The sequence below is a fragment of the Mycoplasma sp. OR1901 genome (assembly GCF_013348745.1).
GTDB lineage: Bacteria > Bacillota_I > Bacilli_A > Mycoplasmatales > Metamycoplasmataceae > Mycoplasmopsis.
On record NZ_CP054666.1, the window covers coordinates 134,873 to 156,498 of the forward strand.

Annotated in this window: 18 protein-coding genes; 12 read left to right on the top strand and 6 right to left on the bottom strand. The window is 27.3% G+C overall.

Annotated elements, in window-relative coordinates:
- Positions 1 to 48 precede the first annotated feature (48 nt).
- Positions 49 to 2,943: a hypothetical protein gene (locus HTZ87_RS00610; RefSeq protein ID WP_174892639.1), complete on the bottom strand. Its 2,895-nt coding sequence runs from the start codon at positions 2,941 to 2,943 to the stop codon at positions 49 to 51.
- A 265-nt stretch (positions 2,944 to 3,208) separates the two neighbouring features.
- On the opposite strand from HTZ87_RS00610, the gene HTZ87_RS00615 reads away from it, so the two are divergent.
- The 11 genes from HTZ87_RS00615 to rplA all read left to right on the top strand — a co-directional run bounded on the left by HTZ87_RS00615 (position 3,209) and on the right by rplA (position 14,684).
- On the top strand, positions 3,209 to 5,695 hold the full coding sequence (locus HTZ87_RS00615; protein ID WP_174892640.1) for a valine--tRNA ligase: 2,487 nt from the start codon (positions 3,209 to 3,211) through the stop codon (positions 5,693 to 5,695).
- Positions 5,683 to 6,513, top strand: coding sequence for a bifunctional 5,10-methylenetetrahydrofolate dehydrogenase/5,10-methenyltetrahydrofolate cyclohydrolase (locus HTZ87_RS00620; protein ID WP_174892641.1), 831 nt, complete (start codon positions 5,683 to 5,685; stop codon positions 6,511 to 6,513). The genes HTZ87_RS00615 and HTZ87_RS00620 overlap by 13 nt, the downstream gene beginning before the upstream one ends.
- Before the next feature lie 17 nt (positions 6,514 to 6,530).
- Positions 6,531 to 7,505 (top strand): 6-phosphofructokinase, encoded by a 975-nt coding sequence (gene pfkA / locus HTZ87_RS00625; RefSeq protein ID WP_174892642.1) that lies wholly within the window; start codon positions 6,531 to 6,533, stop codon positions 7,503 to 7,505.
- Between the two features lie 360 nt (positions 7,506 to 7,865).
- Complete coding sequence (locus HTZ87_RS00630) at positions 7,866 to 8,855, top strand: LacI family DNA-binding transcriptional regulator (RefSeq protein ID WP_254616017.1); 990 nt, start codon at positions 7,866 to 7,868, stop codon at positions 8,853 to 8,855.
- A gap of 40 nt (positions 8,856 to 8,895) precedes the next feature.
- Positions 8,896 to 9,978, top strand: coding sequence for a potassium channel family protein (locus HTZ87_RS00635; RefSeq protein ID WP_174892643.1), 1,083 nt, complete (start codon positions 8,896 to 8,898; stop codon positions 9,976 to 9,978).
- Positions 9,971 to 10,798, top strand: coding sequence for a deoxyribonuclease IV (locus HTZ87_RS00640; protein ID WP_174892644.1), 828 nt, complete (start codon positions 9,971 to 9,973; stop codon positions 10,796 to 10,798). Before HTZ87_RS00635 ends, HTZ87_RS00640 begins: the two co-directional genes overlap by 8 nt.
- A 116-nt stretch (positions 10,799 to 10,914) precedes the next feature.
- Positions 10,915 to 11,067 carry a 50S ribosomal protein L33 gene (rpmG, locus tag HTZ87_RS00645; protein WP_174892645.1) on the top strand — a complete coding sequence of 51 codons (153 nt, stop codon included), beginning with the start codon at positions 10,915 to 10,917 and terminating at the stop codon, positions 11,065 to 11,067.
- A gap of 99 nt (positions 11,068 to 11,166) precedes the next feature.
- Complete coding sequence (locus tag HTZ87_RS00650) at positions 11,167 to 12,249, top strand: M24 family metallopeptidase (RefSeq protein WP_174892646.1); 1,083 nt, start codon at positions 11,167 to 11,169, stop codon at positions 12,247 to 12,249.
- A 13-nt stretch (positions 12,250 to 12,262) separates the two neighbouring features.
- The gene (locus HTZ87_RS00655) at positions 12,263 to 13,156 is read left to right on the top strand and encodes a MurR/RpiR family transcriptional regulator (protein ID WP_174892647.1); all 894 of its coding nucleotides are present in this window, start codon (positions 12,263 to 12,265) and stop codon (positions 13,154 to 13,156) included.
- Between the two features lie 233 nt (positions 13,157 to 13,389).
- Positions 13,390 to 13,986 carry a 50S ribosomal protein L11 gene (gene rplK / locus HTZ87_RS00660; protein WP_174892648.1) on the top strand — a complete coding sequence of 199 codons (597 nt, stop codon included), beginning with the start codon at positions 13,390 to 13,392 and terminating at the stop codon, positions 13,984 to 13,986.
- A gap of 14 nt (positions 13,987 to 14,000) precedes the next feature.
- Complete coding sequence (rplA, locus tag HTZ87_RS00665; protein ID WP_371813983.1) at positions 14,001 to 14,684, top strand: 50S ribosomal protein L1; 684 nt, start codon at positions 14,001 to 14,003, stop codon at positions 14,682 to 14,684.
- A 264-nt stretch (positions 14,685 to 14,948) separates the two neighbouring features.
- On the opposite strand, the gene obgE is transcribed toward rplA, so the two are convergent.
- From obgE to HTZ87_RS00690, 5 genes are all read right to left on the bottom strand, one after another.
- Entirely contained in the window at positions 14,949 to 16,217 is a 1,269-nt protein-coding gene (gene obgE, locus HTZ87_RS00670; RefSeq protein ID WP_174892650.1) for a GTPase ObgE, read from the bottom strand.
- A gap of 143 nt (positions 16,218 to 16,360) precedes the next feature.
- Complete coding sequence (gene uvrB, locus HTZ87_RS00675) at positions 16,361 to 18,340, bottom strand: excinuclease ABC subunit UvrB (protein ID WP_174892651.1); 1,980 nt, start codon at positions 18,338 to 18,340, stop codon at positions 16,361 to 16,363.
- A gap of 46 nt (positions 18,341 to 18,386) precedes the next feature.
- The gene (gene nagB / locus HTZ87_RS00680) at positions 18,387 to 19,112 is read right to left on the bottom strand and encodes a glucosamine-6-phosphate deaminase (RefSeq protein ID WP_174892652.1); all 726 of its coding nucleotides are present in this window, start codon (positions 19,110 to 19,112) and stop codon (positions 18,387 to 18,389) included.
- Between the two features lie 2 nt (positions 19,113 to 19,114).
- A complete protein-coding gene (gene nagA, locus HTZ87_RS00685; RefSeq protein ID WP_174892653.1) occupies positions 19,115 to 20,236 on the bottom strand; it encodes an N-acetylglucosamine-6-phosphate deacetylase in 1,122 nt (373 codons plus the stop codon).
- Positions 20,229 to 21,080, bottom strand: a complete 852-nt coding sequence (locus HTZ87_RS00690; RefSeq protein ID WP_174892654.1) for an N-acetylmuramic acid 6-phosphate etherase — start codon at positions 21,078 to 21,080, stop codon at positions 20,229 to 20,231. The genes nagA and HTZ87_RS00690 overlap by 8 nt, the downstream gene beginning before the upstream one ends.
- A gap of 250 nt (positions 21,081 to 21,330) precedes the next feature.
- Between HTZ87_RS00690 and HTZ87_RS00695 the strand changes: the two genes are divergently transcribed.
- On the top strand, positions 21,331 to 21,624 hold the full coding sequence (locus tag HTZ87_RS00695; RefSeq protein ID WP_174892655.1) for a hypothetical protein: 294 nt from the start codon (positions 21,331 to 21,333) through the stop codon (positions 21,622 to 21,624).
- Positions 21,625 to 21,626 lie beyond the last annotated feature (2 nt).

The window sequence follows — 21,626 nt, forward strand, 5'->3', positions numbered from 1 at the left end:
TTAAAAATACTAAGCGTTATTGCTTAGTATTTTTACATACATTAATTATTAAATATCTTTAATTAATTCAAGTAGTGTATTATTGATTTTAAATGTTGGTTCATCGACAAAGTAACCATCATCGTAACTGTTATTTTTAAAATTAAAGTTTTCAGTAAACGCATTTCATATAGTACTCATTCTATCGTCTGTATATTGGTCCGAATTTATGAATTTAGCTATTTTATATAAAACATAAATTATTTCATAATTGATTAATTTATCATCATAATATTTATTTATAAAGTTTTTAAAGTTTAAATATTTTTCTTCAGCTGATGAAACATCACCATATTCAAATTGCTTGTTGACTACATATAAACCTCTTCAATTTAAAATATCACTTGGGTTATGTATTATATTGAAATCCATTTCTTTTGAATTAATAAATATATTCTCAATTTTTTGTCTTGTAATATATGCAACTTTTTGTTCGTCAGTTAAAGCGTCAATTAATGATTTAAAGTGTTTTTTAATATCTTCTTGATAGAAGTTATATTTTTCTTGTTGGTTTCCTTCAAAGAAATTATTAGTTTTACTTCAATAGAACTTTTTATCAACTTTGTTACTTTCAAAGAAATCTGCTTTTTTAGCGAATGCTTGATCGATGTAATCATAAATTTCTTTTAAATTTAATTTATTATTGTTATTTGAAAGGTTATAAATAAATGAATCAAAACCGTATTGTAAATTAAGTCTAAAGTTTTTGCCTATTTTATCTGTGTTAAAACTTAAAATTTTACTTCATATTTCAGGTTTATTATTTAAATCATGATTATAATATTTTTTAACTTCGGGATCTGTTATATCTTCACCATTTGGATGGATATAATCAATTCCAAAGAATAAATAAGATGTATTGAAGAATATTGAATCATTGATATTATTTTTGAAATCTGACAAGTAATTATAAATATTATCTTTAAATTCTTTGTTTTTATTTAAATATCATTCGTTGTATGTTTTTTCTAAGTATTCATTTGATTTTTTAACATCAATTGAATTTGAAGGGTTTTTTACATCTTCTGAATTTCTAGGTACTTTATTATTTGAGCTTAATATATTTTTATTCTCATCTAGTTTTAATAATTCTTCGTTAAAGCTTCATAATAGAGCTGAAATATAATGATCTCTAAAGTCACCAGATTTCATCTTATTTAAATCAGAAATACTTAATTCATTATTATCATTTTTCGCTTTTAATTCATTAAGTTTTTCTTTAAAAATATTTTTTATATTTGTAATATCTACCGTTTTGTTTTTAATTGCATCTGGAGTAAATTTCTCAAAATTATTAAGTAATGCAACATAATATTCTTTAAATTTTAAATATTCTTCATCTTTGCTTAATATATCTCAAATTTCACTAGTTGGTTTATGAGATTCGACTAATATTTCTTGGGCATCTAAGGCTGTAGCCATGTAAATTTCTTTAATAAAGTTCTCAGAATAAACTAGTTTTGCAAGATCTAATAATTTCATTTGATCGTTAGTAGATTCGATTAATTCATTTAAGTTTTCAAACTGCTTTTCAAAGATTTCGGTTGATAAAGAATTTATATCATTTAATATTTTTGAAAAATTGTTTGAGACTCTGTTAAAAGTTTTAAATGTCTCAATTTGATTGTTATTATACAACTTGTAGTTTTGTAAATTATCTAATCAATATCAATCAGAATTAACAGTATCGGTTTCTAATATAGATTTATCATTGTAATATTTAGATTTAGAATCAATTTTTGGAATATCTCTATAGTAATTATCTGTAAGTCATTTATATCGGTTATTTTCGACCAACTCTTGTTTTCGACCAAATCTAAAGTGGTCTGTAGCTATATGATATTTATCCATTGTATAATTAGAAAATAGTCATTGGTTAATTATTTTTTCTAATTTTTCTAAATTACTTAGCTCAATTTTGTTGAAGTTAGTTAGAAAATCTTCATCATGTGACATTTTGTTTAAAAAGCTAATTAAACCAGTTTTGGCTTCGACAATATCATTAGGCAATTTTATCTTGTCTTGATCTTCAGTTTTTGTATCATTATATATTTTTATAAAATCAAATATGTATGCATTCTTTTCATCATCAACATTGTAGTTTTCAAAATTATATACTAGATATCTTGAAATCCCTTCTTCAATTGTTTTATTCTCTTTTGAGTAAAAAATATTAAGTTTGTCAAAAGTATTTTTAATTTCTTGAACGTTATTTTTAATTTGATTTTTACGTAAATTTATTTGTTCAGAAGCGTATAATACTTCGGTTTTCTTATCTAAAGTAATTGTTAAAATAGCTTGAATATTATTAACATTTGTTTCGTTCTCGAGTGATTTTTTAGCTAAATTAATATAAGTGTTAGCTTTTTTAGTCACCTCATCTAAAGCAGGATCATTTGTTTCTGTTTCAATTTTTTGAATTTCATTTATAGCGTTATTAAGTTCTTTAGTTACATTTTCTCTTGCTATATTTGCAGGAACATTGATGATTTTGTCTTTTAATTTTTCTTCTTCAACTTCATCTACTTTTTTAGCATCTTCTATTAAGTTATTTATTTCGTTAATTTCACTTAATATTTTTTTGTTATCTCTAATTGTTGTTTTTAAATTCTTGGTTGTATCATTTAATTTATCTTGCAATTTAGTTATTTTTGCATTTTCAACATCGGATGAATTATTTCTTATAAAATCTTGAGCATCAAGTAATTTCTCTGCTAAAGAGTTAATAAGTAAGGTTTTATAGTCTATGCTTACATCATTAGGATCTTTCTCGTTTAAATTAATATACCTATGTAAATCTTTTTGCTTTTTATGTCTTAGCATTACAAGAGCTGTAGTTGTAGCTGAAATACTTAACATAGCAGTACCGATTAACAGTAATTTTGTTATTTTATTTCTCTTCATTTGTTTCCTTATTTGATTTATTAGTTTTTCTTTTATATTTTTATTATATCATTTTATGAATTTAACCCGATTTTGTGGTTAAAACCCGGTTTTTTATTTATTTTTTTCCATTTTTTTAAATTAAATTTATATTATTCCCCTTCAAAAAATATTCATTTTAAAGCTATTTTTATGTAACTTTATCATTCTATTTTTTTGAGTAAAATAATGTATAATTAAAATATTAGATTGATAATAGTTATTTACACTTTAAATAAGGGGTTTTATGGACAAAGTTTATAATCACAAAAAAGTTGAAAATGGTATTGAACAAAAATGAAGAGATAAAAGATTTTTTATGGATCATAACGTAAAAAATAAACCATTTTCTATATTATTACCTCCACCAAATGTTACTGGAAAGTTACATATTGGACATGCTTTAGATTCTTATATACCAGATACAATTATTAGATATAAAAAACTTAAGGGTTTTGATGTTCTATGATTACCTGGTATGGATCATGCTGGAATTGCTACCCAATCAAAAATAGAAGATATTCTATTTAAAACAACAGGACAAACTAGACATGATTTAGGTTATGAAGCATTTATTAACAAAATTTGAGAATGAAAAGAAGAATATGCTAACTATTTTAGAAACCAATGACAAACATTAGGTTTAGCGTTAGACTACTCAAAAGAACGTTTCACACTTGATGATGAAAGTAATGAAGCTGTTCTAAAAGTTTTTGTTGATTTATATAACAAAGGACTTATTTACAAAGGAGTTCGTGCAGTTAGTTGAGACATAAAACTTCAAACAGCAGTTTCAAATATTGAAATTAATAATGTTCCTACTGAACAAAAAATGTTTTACATTAAATATTATCTTGAAAATTCAGATAAATATTTAACAGTAGCTACAGTACGTAGTGAAACTTTATATGGTGATGTTGCTTTAGTTGTTAACCCTAAAGATAAAAGGTTTACTGACTTAGTTGGTAAAAAGGTTATGCACCCACTTAGAAATGTCTTAATACCTATAATTGCGGATACTTATGTAGATCCTAAATTTGGTACTGGTGTAATGAAACTATCAACACACGCCGAAAGCGATATTGAAATAATTCAAAAACATGGTTTTGAATTAATCGAAACAATAGATAAATTTGGTTACTTAAATGTTCCTAATACTCAATTCGATAAAATGGAACGTTTTGAAGCTAGAGAAGCTATTGGACAATACTTAGACAAAATTAATATGCTTGAAAAGGTTGAATTAACCACATCAAATATTTCTGTTTCAGATCGTTCAAAAACAGTTATTGAAACATTAATACTTCCACAATGATTCTTAAAAATGGATACATTTAGAGATTCTATTTTAAAAGATCTTAAATCAAAAGATGGTGTTAAATTCTTACCTAAGAAGTATAAAAAAACAATGAAACAATGAATGGACAAAGTTTACGATTGAACTATTTCAAGACAACTTTGATGAGGACATCAAATTCCTGCTTGATATAAAGATGGAGAAGTTAAAGTTCAAATTGAATCACCCGGTGACGATTGAACACGTGAAACTGACGTTTTAGACACTTGATTCTCTTCAGGTTTAGCTCCTTTTGTTTTCATGGGTTGACCAAAGAAAACAAACACTTTAAAAAGATATTATCCAACTAGTTTAATGGTTGCTGGTACTGACTTAATTTTCTTCTGAATTGCACGTATGTACTTTTTCGGTCTTGAGTTTATGGATGAAATTCCATTTAAACAAGTTATGCTACACGGACTTGTTCGTGATGCACAAGGTAGAAAGTTTTCAAAATCATTGAACAATGGAATTGACCCTATCGAAGTTATTGATAAATATGGTTCTGACGCTTTACGTTGAGCTTTAATTACCAACTCAACTCCAGGATTTGATCTTAAATTTTCTGATGACAAAATCGAAAGTGCTTGAAAAATAAATAACAAACTTTGAAATATTGCAAATTATATTAACGAATTACCTGAAAGTAGTTCTTCTGAAATGGTTGATGCAGATAAATGAATTCTAGATAAACTCTCATTATTATCAAAAAACATTAATCGTTTAATGAAAAAATATGATTTTACAGTTATAGGTTCTGAAATTTATAAATTTATTTTTAATGATTTAAGTAGTTGATATTTAGAGTTTATTAAAGTTAATAATAACAAAAAAACAACACTTGAAATCTTTAGAAAAGTTTTAGTGATTCTACATCCGTTTATGCCGTTTATAACTGACAGAATTCATTCAGAGTTATACAATAAAGAACTTTTAGAAACTAAATGACCTAGATTTTACAAAAAAGACAAGTCAAAATATGTTGATAATATTATTTTAGTTGTTAACGAAATTCGTAAGTATCGTGAAGAATATAACATTTCTAAAAAAGAAACTATTAGTTACTTCACTGATTTAGAATTAGATGATAATGCATATAACATTATTAATAAAATGACAAATTCAAATGTAAAAGAAAATAATGATTATTTAATTTCAATAAATGGTAAATCTTTATTTATTGTTGTTTCTGAAGATCAAAAACAACAGAATAAAGAGTCATTATTAAAGAAAATCGAGACAACAAAATTCGAAATAAATAGGGCTGAAAAAATTCTTTCAAATCAAAGGTTTGTTGAAAGTGCACCTAAAGAAAAAGTAGATGCCGAAAAACAAAAGTTAAAAATGCATCGTAGTAATTTAGAAAAATATGAAGAGGAATTAAAATGAAAATATTAAGTGGTAAAGAATTAGCAAGACAAGAAACTGAAAAATTAAAAGAACTAGTTAAGAAAATCGACCCAGATGAATTACCAGTTCTTTCGATAGTTCAAGTTGGTGATAATCCTGCTTCAACAAAATATGTAAATGCTAAATTAAGAAAATGTGAAGAAATCGGAATTAAAGGTGTATTACATAAATTCCCAGAAACAATAAGTCAAAATTCATTGCTTAAAAAATTAGACATAATTAATGAGGATTCTACTGGTGTTATTATTCAATTACCTCTACCAGATCACATTCCACAACAAGTTATTTTAGATGCTGTCCCAACAACTAAAGATGTTGACGGATTAAGTAGTCGTAATGAATTTATACTATATAATGATATTGAAGAAAATCACTTTGTTCCAGCAACTGCACGTGCAGTATTAGAATTAATGGAACATTATGAAATTGACGTTAAGGGTAAAAAAGTTTGTGTGGTTGGTAGAAGTCACGTTGTAGGAAAACCACTTGCACACATAATAAAAAGAATGGGAGCAGATGTTGCTACATATAACGAAAACACTGGTGTTAAAGGTGTTGAAACAGGTGATATAGTTATAGTTGCAATTGGTGTTGCCGAATATTTTAAAGAACAAAATATAAAAGAAGGTGCAATAGTTATAGATGTTGGTACTAATTTAGATGCTCAATTAACTGAAAAATTAGTTGGAGACGTGGATGCTGAATCTGTTTCTACAAAAGCTTCAGCACTATCACCTGTTCCAGGTGGTGTTGGACCTATGACTGTTGTTTGTTTATTAAAAAACTTAATAGATATTTATAGATAATTAAAAAAGGATACAAAATGAGAAAAATAGCTATTTTAACATCTGGTGGTGATGCTCCAGGTATGAATAACGCCGTTAGAGCGGTTGTTAAAGGTGCTAAATCAAACGGTTTAGAAGCATTCTTGGTTTATGAAGGATATAAAGGTTTATATAACGATAACATTGTTAGTGCTGATAATGTAGATTTAGATTTATACTTAAATCAAGGTGGAACAGCAATTTATTCAGCTAGATTCCCTGAATTTAAAGACCCAGCGGTTAGAGAGGTTGCAATTAACAACCTTAAAAACAGAGGTATCGATGCTTTAGTTGTAATTGGTGGAGATGGAAGTTACCAAGGTGCTCAATTATTACATCAATCAGGAATTAAAACAATCGGATTGCCTGGTACAATTGATAACGATATCGCTTCAAGTGATTTTACAATTGGTTATGACACAGCATTAAACACAATTGTTGACGCAATTGATAAAATTAGAGACACAGCACGTAGTCACAAAAGAATTATGGTTGTTGAAGTTATGGGTAATGGGTGTGGTGATTTAGCACTTTACTCAGGTTTAGCAACAGGTGCCGAAATTATTGCTACAAAAGATTTCCAACCTTCAATGGATGAAATTGCAAACACAGCGTTAGAATTAACTAAACAACCTAACCGTAGAAGTGTTATTATTGTAGTTTCAGAAAAATGCTACGATATTAAAGAACTTGAAAAAGTAGTTCAAGCAAAAACTGGTTGAGATACACGTTCAAATCCATTAAACCACATTCAAAGAGGTGGAAAACCTTCAGCTCAAGAGAGAGTTTTAGCAACTTTATTAGGTTCTAAAGCGGTTGAGTACTTAATCGAAGGTAAATCAGGTTTAGCAGTTGGAATTTTAAATAATGACGTAGTTGGAATTCCTATTTTAGAAGCTTTATCAATGGAAAACGCTTCAAAAAGTAAAGCTGTTCAAAGAGCAATTAAATTCAATAAATTAAACCAATCATAATAATTTAGCAATTAACTATTTGTTAATTGCTTTTTATTTAAAAAATCAAATTTATTTTTGAAAAATACAAATTTATGTTATAATAATATTGATTCTTACGTAACGTAAGTGTGAGATTTATTTAATAAATCGCTTCTTGAGATATAACCCTCATTTCACGTAATAATTTGAATACCGCATATTTATGTGGTATTTTTTATTAATTTAAAGTTGTTTATTTGCACTATTAAACACACCTTAAGAAAGTAATTTTAATTTCATAATCAATCACAATGCTTATTCCATATATTTTCTGATAAAAATAACGTTTTTAATTTGTTAAATATATTAAAATAGATTTTTTTAATATATAATAATTTTATGAAGAAAAAAATTTCATATAAAGATATTGCAGAACAAGCAAATGTTTCTGTATCTACCGTTTCAAGATTTTACAACGACGGTTATGTTTCAAAAAAAGCAAGAGCAAAGATTACAGAAGCAATAGAAAATAACAATTTTTATCCTAACACAGGTGCTAGAATAGTCAGGGGAAGGGACAATTCGGTTTTTATTATTATGCCAATTTGAGCTCAAAACCTTTATTCTTCAATTGTTAGTGGTATTACAATTGCGTGTGCTCGTAAAGGTAGAAGGGTTAATACTACATATGCTGGTAATTCAACAAAAGAGTATATGGATGCTATTAGATATGCCTTTTCATGAAAACCTACTGCAATAGTTGTTTTTGTGCCTCAATATCACAAAGAGTTGTTTGATTTTCTAAAAGGTTTAGAAGACGTAACAGTTATTTTATATGAACATCAAGTTAATGGAATTAACTCAATTAAAGTAGATATTACAAAAGGTTTTTACACTTTAACAGAGAAATTACTTAATTCATCAGTGAATAGAAATGAAGATGGTTCTTTAGTTAGCAAGAAAGTTGCCTTTATAAGTGATGGTAGACTTTCAAGTACTCAAAAAACTGAAAGATATCAAGGTTTTGAACGTGCATGTGTGGATAATAATTATGAATATTATGAATATGCTTTTAGCTCTAAAAAAACTTTAGAAGATATATCACAAATTTCAAAGTTTTTAAGACAACATAATATTCATAATATAGTTTGTTCAACCCATGAAACATATGTCGCTTTAGCTCAAGCGTTAGGAACAAAAGAATACAACTACACTGATATTGGATATCAATCTATTTATGATAATATTAAAAAATATGTTGTCAAAATTTTTATTGATTACCCAAGTTTAGGCTTCAAAATAGAAGATATGATTACAAAGAGTAAGATGAATAATGAAGTCTTAACAAAAACAATACCAATTGAAATTATTGGAACTGCAAAAAGATAAAACTTTTTGGTTTATCTTTTTTTAATTACAAGGAGGACAAATGAAAAATAAAAAATACAAAACGATTTTTGAGTTTCTTACGCCAATAGTTTGAAACGTAAAAGACGAAAAACACGATAGAAAAAACATATATAAAACACAATTAAAAATATTTAAATTTGTTTATATATTATTAGTAGTTTTAGCTTCATTAGTATCAATTTTATCAATTGCTACTACAGGTAAAACATTTAGCCAAGGTTGAAAAAACTTTATTACAATACTTCAAATATTTACATTCTTTTTCTTTATAATGGATTATGTATTACACTTTTTAACCTATAGGACATATAAAAAAATAGATAATAAAACGATGGTTTATAAAAGTTCTTATAAGTTCATATTTTCACTTAAAGGTATTGTAATATTTCTCTCAATTTTATCATCCTTACATATTATTGAGTACTTTATTGTATTAGATTCAACTTCACAAAAGGCATTTGAGCTTTTCAAATTATTAAACTTTTTTAGATTTGCAAGACTATTTTGAGTATTAACAATTTTTACACCATTTGCAATAATAATTGCAGCATTCAAAAAGCAGAAAAAAGTGTTAAGCTATGTTTTACTTTTAACTATATTATTAATATTTATTTTTGCAATTATAATTTGAAGTAACGAAATATCTTACTTAGAAGAACAAAGAAATAGTTTCTTATTATCAAAAGGAGTAAATCCAAAAGAGATATACTGAGATATTTACCTTGATGCTATTGGATCAGGAAACAAAGAGGTTTATTTAAAAAATAATTTCCCAGAATCTATGAGTGATAAAATAGCTCTATATGATGCAATTTATCCAGAATATGATTCACTAAAAGCGGGATATGTAGTTAGTTTCATAGATGCTTTATACTTCGCTACAATTACACTTACAACAATTGGTTATGGTGATTTATTACCTCATTCACCAATTACAAAAATTATAGTTTCGGTTAATGCTTTAGTTGCTTTAGCAATAATCGCAATACCATCCGGTATTATTGCTGGTTCTTTCTTAAATGAAATGCAAGAACACTTGAAAAAACCAAAAAAAGAAAAAAACAAAAATAAAAATAAAGAGAAGGAAGAAATTAATGATTAAATTAGGTTCACACATATCATTTAAAAGTCCTGGATATCTAGTTGATTCTGTTAAAGAATCAATCAAAAATAAAGCTAATACAATGATGATTTACTTAGGTGCTCCACAAAACACAAGAAGAGTTAGTGTTGATAAATTTAACTTGGAAGAATATGAAAAAGAGTTCGAACAATTTATTGCAAAAGAAGACATTGTGGTTCATGCACCTTATATTGTTAATCCTGCGTCATTAGAAAAATCTAGCTTTGCAAAAGAATTTTTAATTGATGAAATTAAAAGAATGAATTATCTAGGTTTAAAATATTTAGTTTTACACCCTGGAGCTTATACAGTTTATAGTGAACAAGAAGCTTTAGATGAGTTAGTTCAAAGTTTAAGATACATAATTGAAAACACTGAAGATGTAGTTATATGTATTGAAACAATGAGTGGAAAAGGGACAGAAATTGGAACAAATTTTGAACAACTAAAATTTTTACTTGATTTTGTTAATTCTGAACGTTTACAATTATGCTTAGATACTTGTCACATGTGAGATGCTGGTTACGACTTACAAGATTATGACGAATTTAAAAACGAATTAAAAAAATGAGACATTTTAAAAAATGTCAAAGTTATACATTTAAATGATTCTAAAAACGAAGTTTTTTCACATAAAGATCGTCATGCAAACATTGGAGAAGGTACAATTGGACTTGATACATTAAAGAAATTTGTACATGATCCTGATTTTGATAATATACCAATTATTTTAGAAACACCTATCCCTGAAGGTGGGCCTATTTATGATAAAGAAATTGAAATGTTACTAAATAAATAAAAAGTTTATTTTAAAGCAATTCAAATTAAAAAAAATATTTTTAAAAAAATAAAATTAAATTATAATATAAATACTATTTATACAATATTTAAATAAAACATGTAAAGGAGCATATTATGGCAAGAGAAGGTTATACATTAGTTTGTACAGTATGTAAAATGGAAAATTATATTTCTAAAAAGAACAAAAAAACTCACCCAGAAAAAATTGAATTAAATAAATTTTGTGCAAAATGTGGTGCACATACAGCTCACAGAGAAAAGAAATAATAATATTCTTGATGCTTTTAGCATCTTTTTTAATATTTTTATTTAAGGTTACATAATAATATATAATTTATATATACTATACGAAAGAAGGTAGAAGAAATGAATAGAACAAAACTTGATATTTTTTTCAAGAACAACCCAGAAGTGGATGCCCTTATATCTGAAGCTCCACAAACTAGATTATGATATGCTGGTGTTGAAACAACAGATGGTTACATTATAATTGAAAGAGATAAAGCAACACTTTTTGTTGATGGTAGATACATTGAATATGTAAGAGCAAATGCTAAAAACGTTGAAGTGCGTTTATTAGAAAGAACTAAAAATGGTAGTTCAATAAAAAGATTCTTTGATGAAAAACAATTTAAGAAAATTGCTTTAGAAAAAGATTACTTAATTAAAAGTGTAGAAAACTACTTGTTAGCATTAACAAATTTAACAGTAAATGACGTTGTGTGAGTTAGTGCTCAAGAACTTAGAATTTTAAAATCTAAAGAAGAATTAGAAATATTACAAGAAGCTGTAAATATTTCATTAAAGTCTTTAGAAGAATTAAAACAATGAATTAAACCAGGAATGAATGAAAAAGAAGTTGCTGCTAAATTAAACTATTTATTAAAAATGAATGGTGCAGATAAAGAAGGATTTGACGAAATCGTTGCTGCTGCAAAATATGCTTCTGAACCACACCATCATCCAAATAAAAACAATTTAATAGTAGATAACCACTTATTGAAAGTTGACTTTGCTGCAAGATACAAAGGATATACAGCGGATATCACAAGAACATTTGTTGTTGGTGATCCAGAAAAAACAAACCCTGAACTATTAAAAATTCTTAAAATAGTTGAAGAATCTGCTGCTGAAGGACGTAAAATAGTTCGTCCAGGAATTAAAGCGTCAGAAATTGATAGAGTTTGCCGTGAATACATTGAATCAAAAGGATACGGTCAATATTTTGTTCACTCTACAGGTCATGGTTTAGGAATAGACGTACATGAATTTCCAAGTGTTTCAGCATCTAGTGATGTTATTTTGGAACCAGGAATGGTTTTAACAGTTGAACCAGGTATTTACATCGAAGGACTTGGTGGAGCTAGAAATGAAGATGACGTAGTTGTAACTGAAGATGGATACTACGTATTATCAAAACCGGAGGAAAAAAAGAATAACTTCTTTTAATTCGGAGGAATGTATGGAATTTAATATTATTGATTTAGAAAACCTTAATGAAGAAAAAATTGATAAAGTATCAATTGACACTATAAAAAAGATAAGGAATTTTATAGAAACTAATACTGAAGATTTTTTAAAAATTAACTCATCAGAGCTAGCTGAATTACTTGATTTATCACAATCAACTATTTCAAGATTTGCAAAAGGGTTAGGGTTTAAAAGTTATTCAGATTTTAAGATATATGTATCAAAAAGGTTGCAATTAAAAAATGATACATATAACAATATAGATAACTCAGATATACTTTCAATTAACCAAGTGTTAACTAATATAAAAACACACTATATTTACTCTGTTCAAAAAACCGTCGAAAGATTTATGAGTAATAGTGATTTAATGAATTATATTAACACTATGAGAGAGAATAAAGTTAATGTTATTTTTGCTATTGGTGAATCTGGTATGGCAGGTCGTTATTTTTCTTGAAGTATCCGTAAAATAGGGTTTAATACTATTTTTGTGGATAACATTCACTCATTTTTTGGGTACTCAAGTTTAATAACTTCATATAAGAAAACACACGTAACAATAATTTCAAAAACAGCTAAAACTCTTGAAGTTAAAAATGTTATTAATTTTTTAATCAAGAATAATGTAAATTATTCAATTTGAACAAAAAATACAAAAATACAACCCGAAAATTGTAAAAACATATTACTTCTAGAAAGTATTGAACAAAATTATAGAATTATTCATATTGGTTCAAAAATTTCAGCATTTTTAATTAGTGATATTATTTTTTCTTACTTATCATCTCTTATAGACCAAAAGAAAATAATTTTCAAACAAATTAACAAACAAATAAATGAGTGAAATTCATTACTTCCTGATATTGAACAGAAGGAAGAATAATAGAAAAATATCAACATTTATTGTTAAATAATAATGATTTATTTTTAAAATAATTTTTAAAATTTATATAAAAAATCTTTTAATGCTTAATTGGAGTGTTAAAAGATTTTTTCTACCGTTACTTAAAATAAAATATTAATATATAATATTAAAGCAATATACTAACATATTGCCAAAGTGGGAGATATTTTAACTAATATCGTTTGACCACAATATCGAAAGGATACTTAAATATGGCAAAAAAAGAAATTCAAAGAATTGCTAAATTGCAATTCCCTGCTGGTAAAGCTAAACCAGGTCCAGCTTTAGCTGGAGTTGGTGTTAACATGCCAGAATTTACAAGAGCATTTAACGACGCAACTAGAGATAGAGGGGACGAACCAGTTCCTGTAAAAATTACTGTTTTCAAAGATAAAACATTTGAATTCCAATTATTCACAGCTCCTGCATCATACAAAATTAAACAAGCTGCTAAATTACAATCAGGATCAAAAAACTCTAAAACTACAATCGTTGCTACAATCACAAAAGATCAATTAAGAGAAATTGCTGAATACAAATTACCTGACTTAAACACAAATGATATTGACGCTGCTATGGCTACAGTTGCTGGAACAGCAAAACAAATGGGTGTTTTAATTGAAGGATATGATGATATTTTCAAAGCTAAAGCTGCTGCAAAAGCTGCTGCAAAAGCAGAAAAATTAGCACAACTTAAAGAAGCTGAATTAGAAGCTGACTTAGCTAACTTATCTGAAACAAAAGGTCAATCAATCGAAGTTAAAACAATCTCAGATGAAGAATCTGATGAAACAGAAGGAGATAACTAATTATGGCTAAAAGATTATCAAAAAACCTTAAAAACGCACGTGAATCATTCGATAGAACAGTTGCTTATGAATTAGAAGAAGCCATTGAATTAGCTAAAAAAACTTCATACGCAAAATTTGACGCTTCAATTGACTTAGCTTTTAACTTAAACTTAGACGTTCGTAAAGCAGACCAACAATTACGTGGTGCTGTATTACTTCCACACGGAACAGGAAAATCAATCACTGTATTAGTTGCAACAAACAATGTAGAAAAACAAAAATTAGCTAAAGAAGCTGGAGCAGATTTCGTATTAGACGGACCAGCTCTTGAACAAAAAATTAAAGAAAACGACTTTAACTTTGATGTTATGGTTGCAGATCCAACAATGATGCCTTTATTAGGAAAATACGGTAAAGTTTTAGGACCAAAAGGTTTAATGCCTAACCCTAAAACAGGAACTGTTACTCCTACACCAGAAAAAGCTGTTGAAGAACTTAAAAAAGGTAAAGCTAACTATCGTACAGATAAAGCAGGTATCGTTCACTCTTTAATTGGAAAAACAAGTATGGATACAGACAAACTAGTTGAAAATGCTAAAACTCTTATTTCTTTAATCAAAAAACTTAAGCCAGCTGCTGTTAAAGGTACATATATGTTAAACCTTACAGTTTCAGCATCAATGGGACCAAGTGTTAAGATTAAAATAGAAAAATAAAAATAATAGGTCAACCGACCTATTTTTTTATTATTTATTAATATTAAAAAAGTTCACACAATTAAGTGAACTTTTTTTGCATTTATTAAATATGATTAAATATTAATGCTAAAATGAATGTAATACCAACTCCAACGCTTACGCCAAAAATTGATGTTAAAAATAAATTATTTTTTACTTTAAAATTTTTTTTCATGATTATTTGTCCTTAATTCTTTTATTTAAATATATTTTAATTATAACATTATTTTTAAAAAATAATTGTTATTCTTCGTCATCCCATTCGAATTCAAAACCGAAAATCGAAACAGTATCACCTTTTTGAATGTTTTGTTTAATTAATTCGTCTCAAACACCTATTTTTTTCAAGATGTTATTAAATCTAACTAAGTTATCATATGTATTAATTGGTGTTCTATGATATAACTCTTCAACCTTTTTACCACTAACATCAAAGTAACCTCTGTGTTGTTGTTTAACGATAAAGTCTGGTTCGAATTCAATTACTTTAACTTCTTCTTCGTCTTCTTCCTCTATAGTTGAATAATCGAAGTTTTTAATTAAATCTCATAATTTCCCTTTAAGCTCATTTAGATTTTCTCTAAAAATAGCTGAAATTTTAATGATTGGGATTGATGGATATTTTTCTTTGAATTTACTTATATTTTCTTCGAAGTTAGGTAAGTCGCTTTTGTTGGCAACAATTAATTGTGCTTTGTTTTCTAATTTTAAGTTATATGAACTTAATTCGTTATTTATTACTTCGTAGTCTTCAATTGGGTTTTTTTCTTCTGAACCAAAATCTATAATGTGAGCAATAACTTTACAACGTTCAATATGTTTAAGGAATTGAGTTCCTAAACCTTTACCTAGTGATGCACCTTTGATAAGACCAGGTAAATCAGCTACAGTATATGAATTTTCAAAATATTCTACCATACCTAATTGTGGCACTAATGTTGTGAATTCATATTCAGCTGCTTTTGCTTTTGCGTTAGATATAGCACTTAATAATGTTGATTTTCCTGCTGAAGGTTTACCAACAATACCAACGTCTGATAATATTTTTAAAACAATTTTAGCTTCAAAACTTTCACCAGGCATACCGTTTTCACTAATTCTTGGAGCGGTATTTTTTGGTGTTTTAAATTTATTATTACCACGACCACCTTTACCACCTGAAGCAATTAAATATGGTGTATCAGCTTCAATGATATCAGCTATTTGTTTATCGTTCTTGTAAACTAATGTACCTACAGGAACTTTGATATATGTATCCTTAGCATTTGCACCATAAAGGTTTTTAGGACCACCTTTGACACCATCATCCGCTTGAATGATTTTGTTACTATAAAAACTTAAAAGTGTATTTTTTCCAAGGTCTCCAACAAAGTAAATGTGACCACCACGACCACCATCACCTCCATCAGGACCACCTCTATCAACATGGGCTTCACGACGGAATGAAATCATACCATCACCACCTTTACCAGCTTTTAGTTTTACTGTAACTTCATCGATAAATTTTGCCATTTTTTACCTCCTATTTTTATTTTTTAATTAATTATTATTAGAAATTTATTTTTCTATTAAGAATTGTTTTTTTATATAAAAAACAATTGTATTAATTATATCATATTTATAAAAATGAATTTCAAACCTTAATTTATAAAAAGTTATTTTTTATCCCTTTTTAATTCATAAATCATATCTCTAAGTTCAATGGCTTTTTCATAATCTCTTTGTTTCGATGCTTCTTCCATTTTTTTAGTTAATTCTTGAATTATATCTACTATTTCTTTTTTCTTAAATTTAGCTTTTTTATTTAAAATTAATTGTAAAGAATTAGAAGTTCCATCTCCATAAATAGATTCAGGTATATCCTTTAAAATAGTTTTAGGAATTATGTTGTGTTTTTTGTTATATTCCTCTTGTATTGTTCTTTTTTCGATATTATCTTTAATACATTCTTCCATGGCTTGTGATATTTTATCTGCATAAAATACGGCTTCACCATTTGCATTTCTTGATGCTCTACCAACTATCTGTTTTAAACTAGTAGCACTACGCATAAAACCTTGTGCATCGGCCTCTAAAATTAATACCTTAGTTAATTCAGGAATATCAATACCTTCTCTAAGTAAATTTATACCAACAATAGTTTCGTAGTCTCCAAGTCTAAATTTTCTTATAATTTCATTCCTTTCAAAAGTGTTATGTTCTGAATGCACATATCAACTTTTTATGCCTAAATTAATTAGGTATTCGTTTAATTTTTCAGCACTTTCTTTAGATGTTGTTAAAACGATACTTCTACCATTATTATCTCTTTCTTTAACGATTGTGTCATATATATCATCAATTTGATTAAGTGTTGGTTTAATAGTAATTTTAGGGTCCAATAAACCCGTAGGTCTAACGTACATTTTAGCAACATTATCTTTTGAAATGTTCATTTCATATTCGGATGGAGTAGCTGAAATAAATATTTTAGTAAAATCAAAATTTTCAACAACTTCATCATAACTAAGTGGTCTATTCTCTTTTGCGGAAGGTAATCTAAACCCATAGTTAACTAAATTATCTTTTCTTGCTTGATCACTTTTATGCATACCACCCATTTGAGGTACTGTAAGGTGTGATTCATCAATAACCATTAGCGAATCTTTTGGTAAGTAGTCTAATAAGGTGTATGGTCTTTGACCAATCTCCCTACCATCTAGGTACATTGAATAATTTTCAATTCCCTTACACATACCAAATTCTTCCATTTCGTCTATATCTGAATTTATTCTTTGACTCAATCTTTGAGCTTCTAGAATTTTATTATTATCATTGAAATACTTTAATTGTTGTTGTAATTCTTTTTTAATTTTAGGAATTATTATATCGTAGACATTATTATCAACGGCATATTCATCACCAGGAGATAAAATGTATGAAACGTGTTTCTTTATAAGGTTTTTATTAAGAGGATCAATGTTAGCTATCTCTTCAATTTCATCGCCAAAGAATGAAACTCTTAATGCTTCATTTTCTTTATCAGATGGATAAATAAACACACTATCACCTTTAACTGCAAAATCCCCATTAGAAGGAGCTACATCATTTCTATTATATTTAACTCTAGTTAAATCACGTATAAATGTTTGCAATTCAATGTTTTGACCTCTAAAAAATCTATAAAAACTCTTTTTATAAATTTCTGGATTTAAAGCACCGTATATAGCACTAACACTAGCCACAACAATTACATCTTTTCTATTTAAAAGTGAGTTAATTGTACTTAAACGCATTATTTCTATTTGTTCATTTGTTTGCGATTCTTTTTCTATATATGTGTCTGTGTCTGGTTTGTAAGCTTCCGGTCTAAAATAATCAAAGTATGAAATATAGTATTCTACAGCATTATTTGGAAAGAATGACTTTAATTCCGAATACAACTGACTTGCTAAGGTCTTGTTATGTGATATTACAATGACAGGTTTATTTACTTTTTTTATTACGTTTGCTATTGTGAATGTTTTTCCTGAACCTGTAACACCGTTTAAAACTATATTTTTTTCATTTTTTTCTATTTTATCAACTATAAATTCAATAGCTTCTGGTTGGCTACCGGAAGGTTTCATGTTAGTTTCTAATTCAAATTTACTCATATGCTAATTATATATAAAAAAACGAACAAAAAGTTCGCTTTTAGTTCTATTTTAAAAGTTTTGCCGCATTTTTATCAACTATTACAGTAACATCTTTGTGTGTTTGTAAAAAGCTTGCAGGAACATCTTCGGTAACTGGACCTTGAATCATTTTAAATATAGCGTCAGCTTTATGTTCACCATCGGCTAATAAAATAATTTTTTTAGATTCTAAAATTGTTCCTATTCCCATTGAAATAGCAGTTTTTGGAACATCTTCTTTTTTCTCGAAATATACTTGGTTTGATTCGATTGTGCTTTGTGTTAAACTAACTTCACGTGTACGGTCTGTTATTTTTGAGCCTGGTTCATTGAAAGCTATATGTCCGTTTGTACCAATACCTAAGATTGTAAAGTCGATTCCACCTTTTTCTTTTATTAGTTGCTCGTATTTTTCAGCGTTTTCAACGATATTACCATTACCTATAGGTAAATTAATATTTTCTTTTTTAATGTTAATGTGATCAAATAAAACATCATGCATAAAGTAGTAGTATGAACATTCGTTTTCACGTGAAATACCCACGTATTCGTCTAAGTTAAAACTTGTTAATTCTGAAAAGTCCAGTTCTCCTTTTTTGTAATACTCTATTAAATTTTTGTATGTTGCAATTGGTGAATTACCAGTTGCAAAACATAGGTTTGTATCTTTTTTATTGTTAATTTGTTCTTTGATAATTTTAGCAGCTTCGTAAGCTACTTCTGTTGCGTTTTCTTTAATTATTACTTTCATATTTATCCTTTTATTTTTTTACCATCGATATATACTTCTTTTATTTTTAGTGATTCTTTATCTAGAATAATTAAATCGGCTAAAAATCCTTTTTCGATTTTACCTAAATTATTAATTTTTAAATATTTTGCAGAATTGTAAGATGTCATTTTAACAGCATCGTTTAATGAATACCCAATTTTTACAATGTTTTTAAATGCATCATGAATAGTTATCCCTGAACCTGCAATTGTTTTAGTCCCTTTTAAAGTAATTAAATTACCTTTTTTAATAACCGGAATGTCACCAGAAATATTTTCACCATCAGGCGCGTATGCAGGTTTAATAGAGTCAGAAATTGCTATAATTTTATCTACACCTTTTAGTTTGATTGAAAAGTCAATTGATTCTTTTGATACGTGTAATAAGTCAATAATTAACTCTGTATAAACATCATCATTATAAAGTGAAGCTTCTAATAGTCCCGGATTACGTGAATCAACTCCAGACATTGCGTTTCACATATGACAAACAGAATAACAACCATTTTTGAAGAATTTATCAGCCGCTTGGTAAGAAGCACTACTATGACCGATTGAACCAATTATTCCTAATTTGTCTTGCATATATTCGAAAACATCTAAATCAACCATTAATGGATCAAAAGATATTTTTTTAAGCATATTATTTGAAACTTCATACATTTTATCTATTCTATTTTTTGTTCCTTTAATTAAATATTCAGGTTTATGAGCACCTTTTTTAGACATTCCGATAAATGGACCTTCAATATGTATTCCTAAGTTACGAGATACTCATTCTTTGTTTAAAGACACATCTTTTAATGCTTTTAAAATTGTTTTTCAAGAATTTGTCATGGCTGTTGGCATAAATGATGTAACACCATGTTTAGCAAGTTTTTTAGATATTATTTTTACTGCTTCGGTACCATCCATAACATCTTGATTGTAGATTCCGTGAATATGTGTATCAATAAAACCGGGTATTAATATATTTTCACCTTCACCTTCTTTTTCGACAATTTCATATATGTTATTATCCATTAAATATACATCTGCATTTTCTATAGTCTGTTCAGGGTTAATAATTTTTACATTTTCTATTTTGACAATATTTTTATTCATTTTCGATGACCTTTCTTAAATTTGAATTATTTTGTTCTAATATTTCAACTGCTTGTTCATAATTTAGGTTTTTTAAAATCATAACTATAGCTATTTTAGCATTTTGTTTAGCTTCATTATATTTTTCTTCTGCGTATTCAAAATCTACTTTGGCAATATTTACAATCATATCAATCGACCTTAAAACTAGTTTTTGGTTTATAGGTTTTACATCAATCATATATTCATCATAAACTTTACCAGTTTTAATCGCTGTCATTGTTGAAATTGCATTTAGTATTAATTTTTGCATTGTTGCAGATTTTAATCTAGTTGATCCTGCAATAACCTCACTATCTAATTCTAACACTAAAGTATAGTCTGAAAATTCCTCAATTGCTCCTTTTTTATTATTAGCAATTAAAACCGTTTTTGCTCCTTTTTCTTTTGATTTTGATAAAAATCCTTTTACATATTTTGTATTTCCGGAAGCGCTTAAACCAATTACTAAGTCGTTTTCATCTATATTATTTTCTAGAGCGTTAGTTTCACCTAATTCGAAGTCATCTTCGTTCATTTCTAATGAATTTAAAACAGCGTCATCGCCACCAGCGATTACATACCTAAATCAATTTTTTTCACCATAAGTAGGATAAAAATCAAGTGCATCAAGTAATCCTATTCTACCACTCGTTCCAGCTCCTACATAAAATATTCTACCTTTATTATTTATGGTCTGGATACACATAGAAGCTATTTCTTCTATATTTTTTGCTTTTTCTTTATAAACGTTTGCAATCTTATAATTTGCTTCAATAAATAACTCATTTAATTCATTTAAATTGTATTTATCTAGTTTTTTCATGTTAGCTCCTTGATTTTTTTATTTTATAAACTCAAACATATTTTAATTTCAAAACATACTATAAAAGGTAAATGCATAATATATGTTAATATCTTTTTGAACTATGTCGAAAATTGTTTTTTATGAAAAATAGATGAATACTTTATGCAAAAATAAGGCTCATAACCCTAAAAATGTTTAAATAATATTGAGCAATCGCAAAAAGTTGCTCAACAAATGATTAATGAAAGGTTATTTTATTTAATTAAAAATGTCTAAAAAATTCTCAAATAAATTATCCTCATTACACAAATCACAATATTCATACATTGCTTTATGGGTATTATTCGCAATTTTACTTGTAGCTGTAGTTTTAATTAGTACACTATATGTAAAACCTAGTGACGCAGAAGCTATCGCTGCTAGAGCGAATACCATTGCAGCAGTTGCATTATTATTCGTAATTGTGTTTTTAGGAGCAATCGTTGCTACAGTTTATGTACACGGTTTTGTGCTTAAAAAAGCTCAAAAAAATTCAATTTCAAAATCTGGAGGTAAAAAATAATG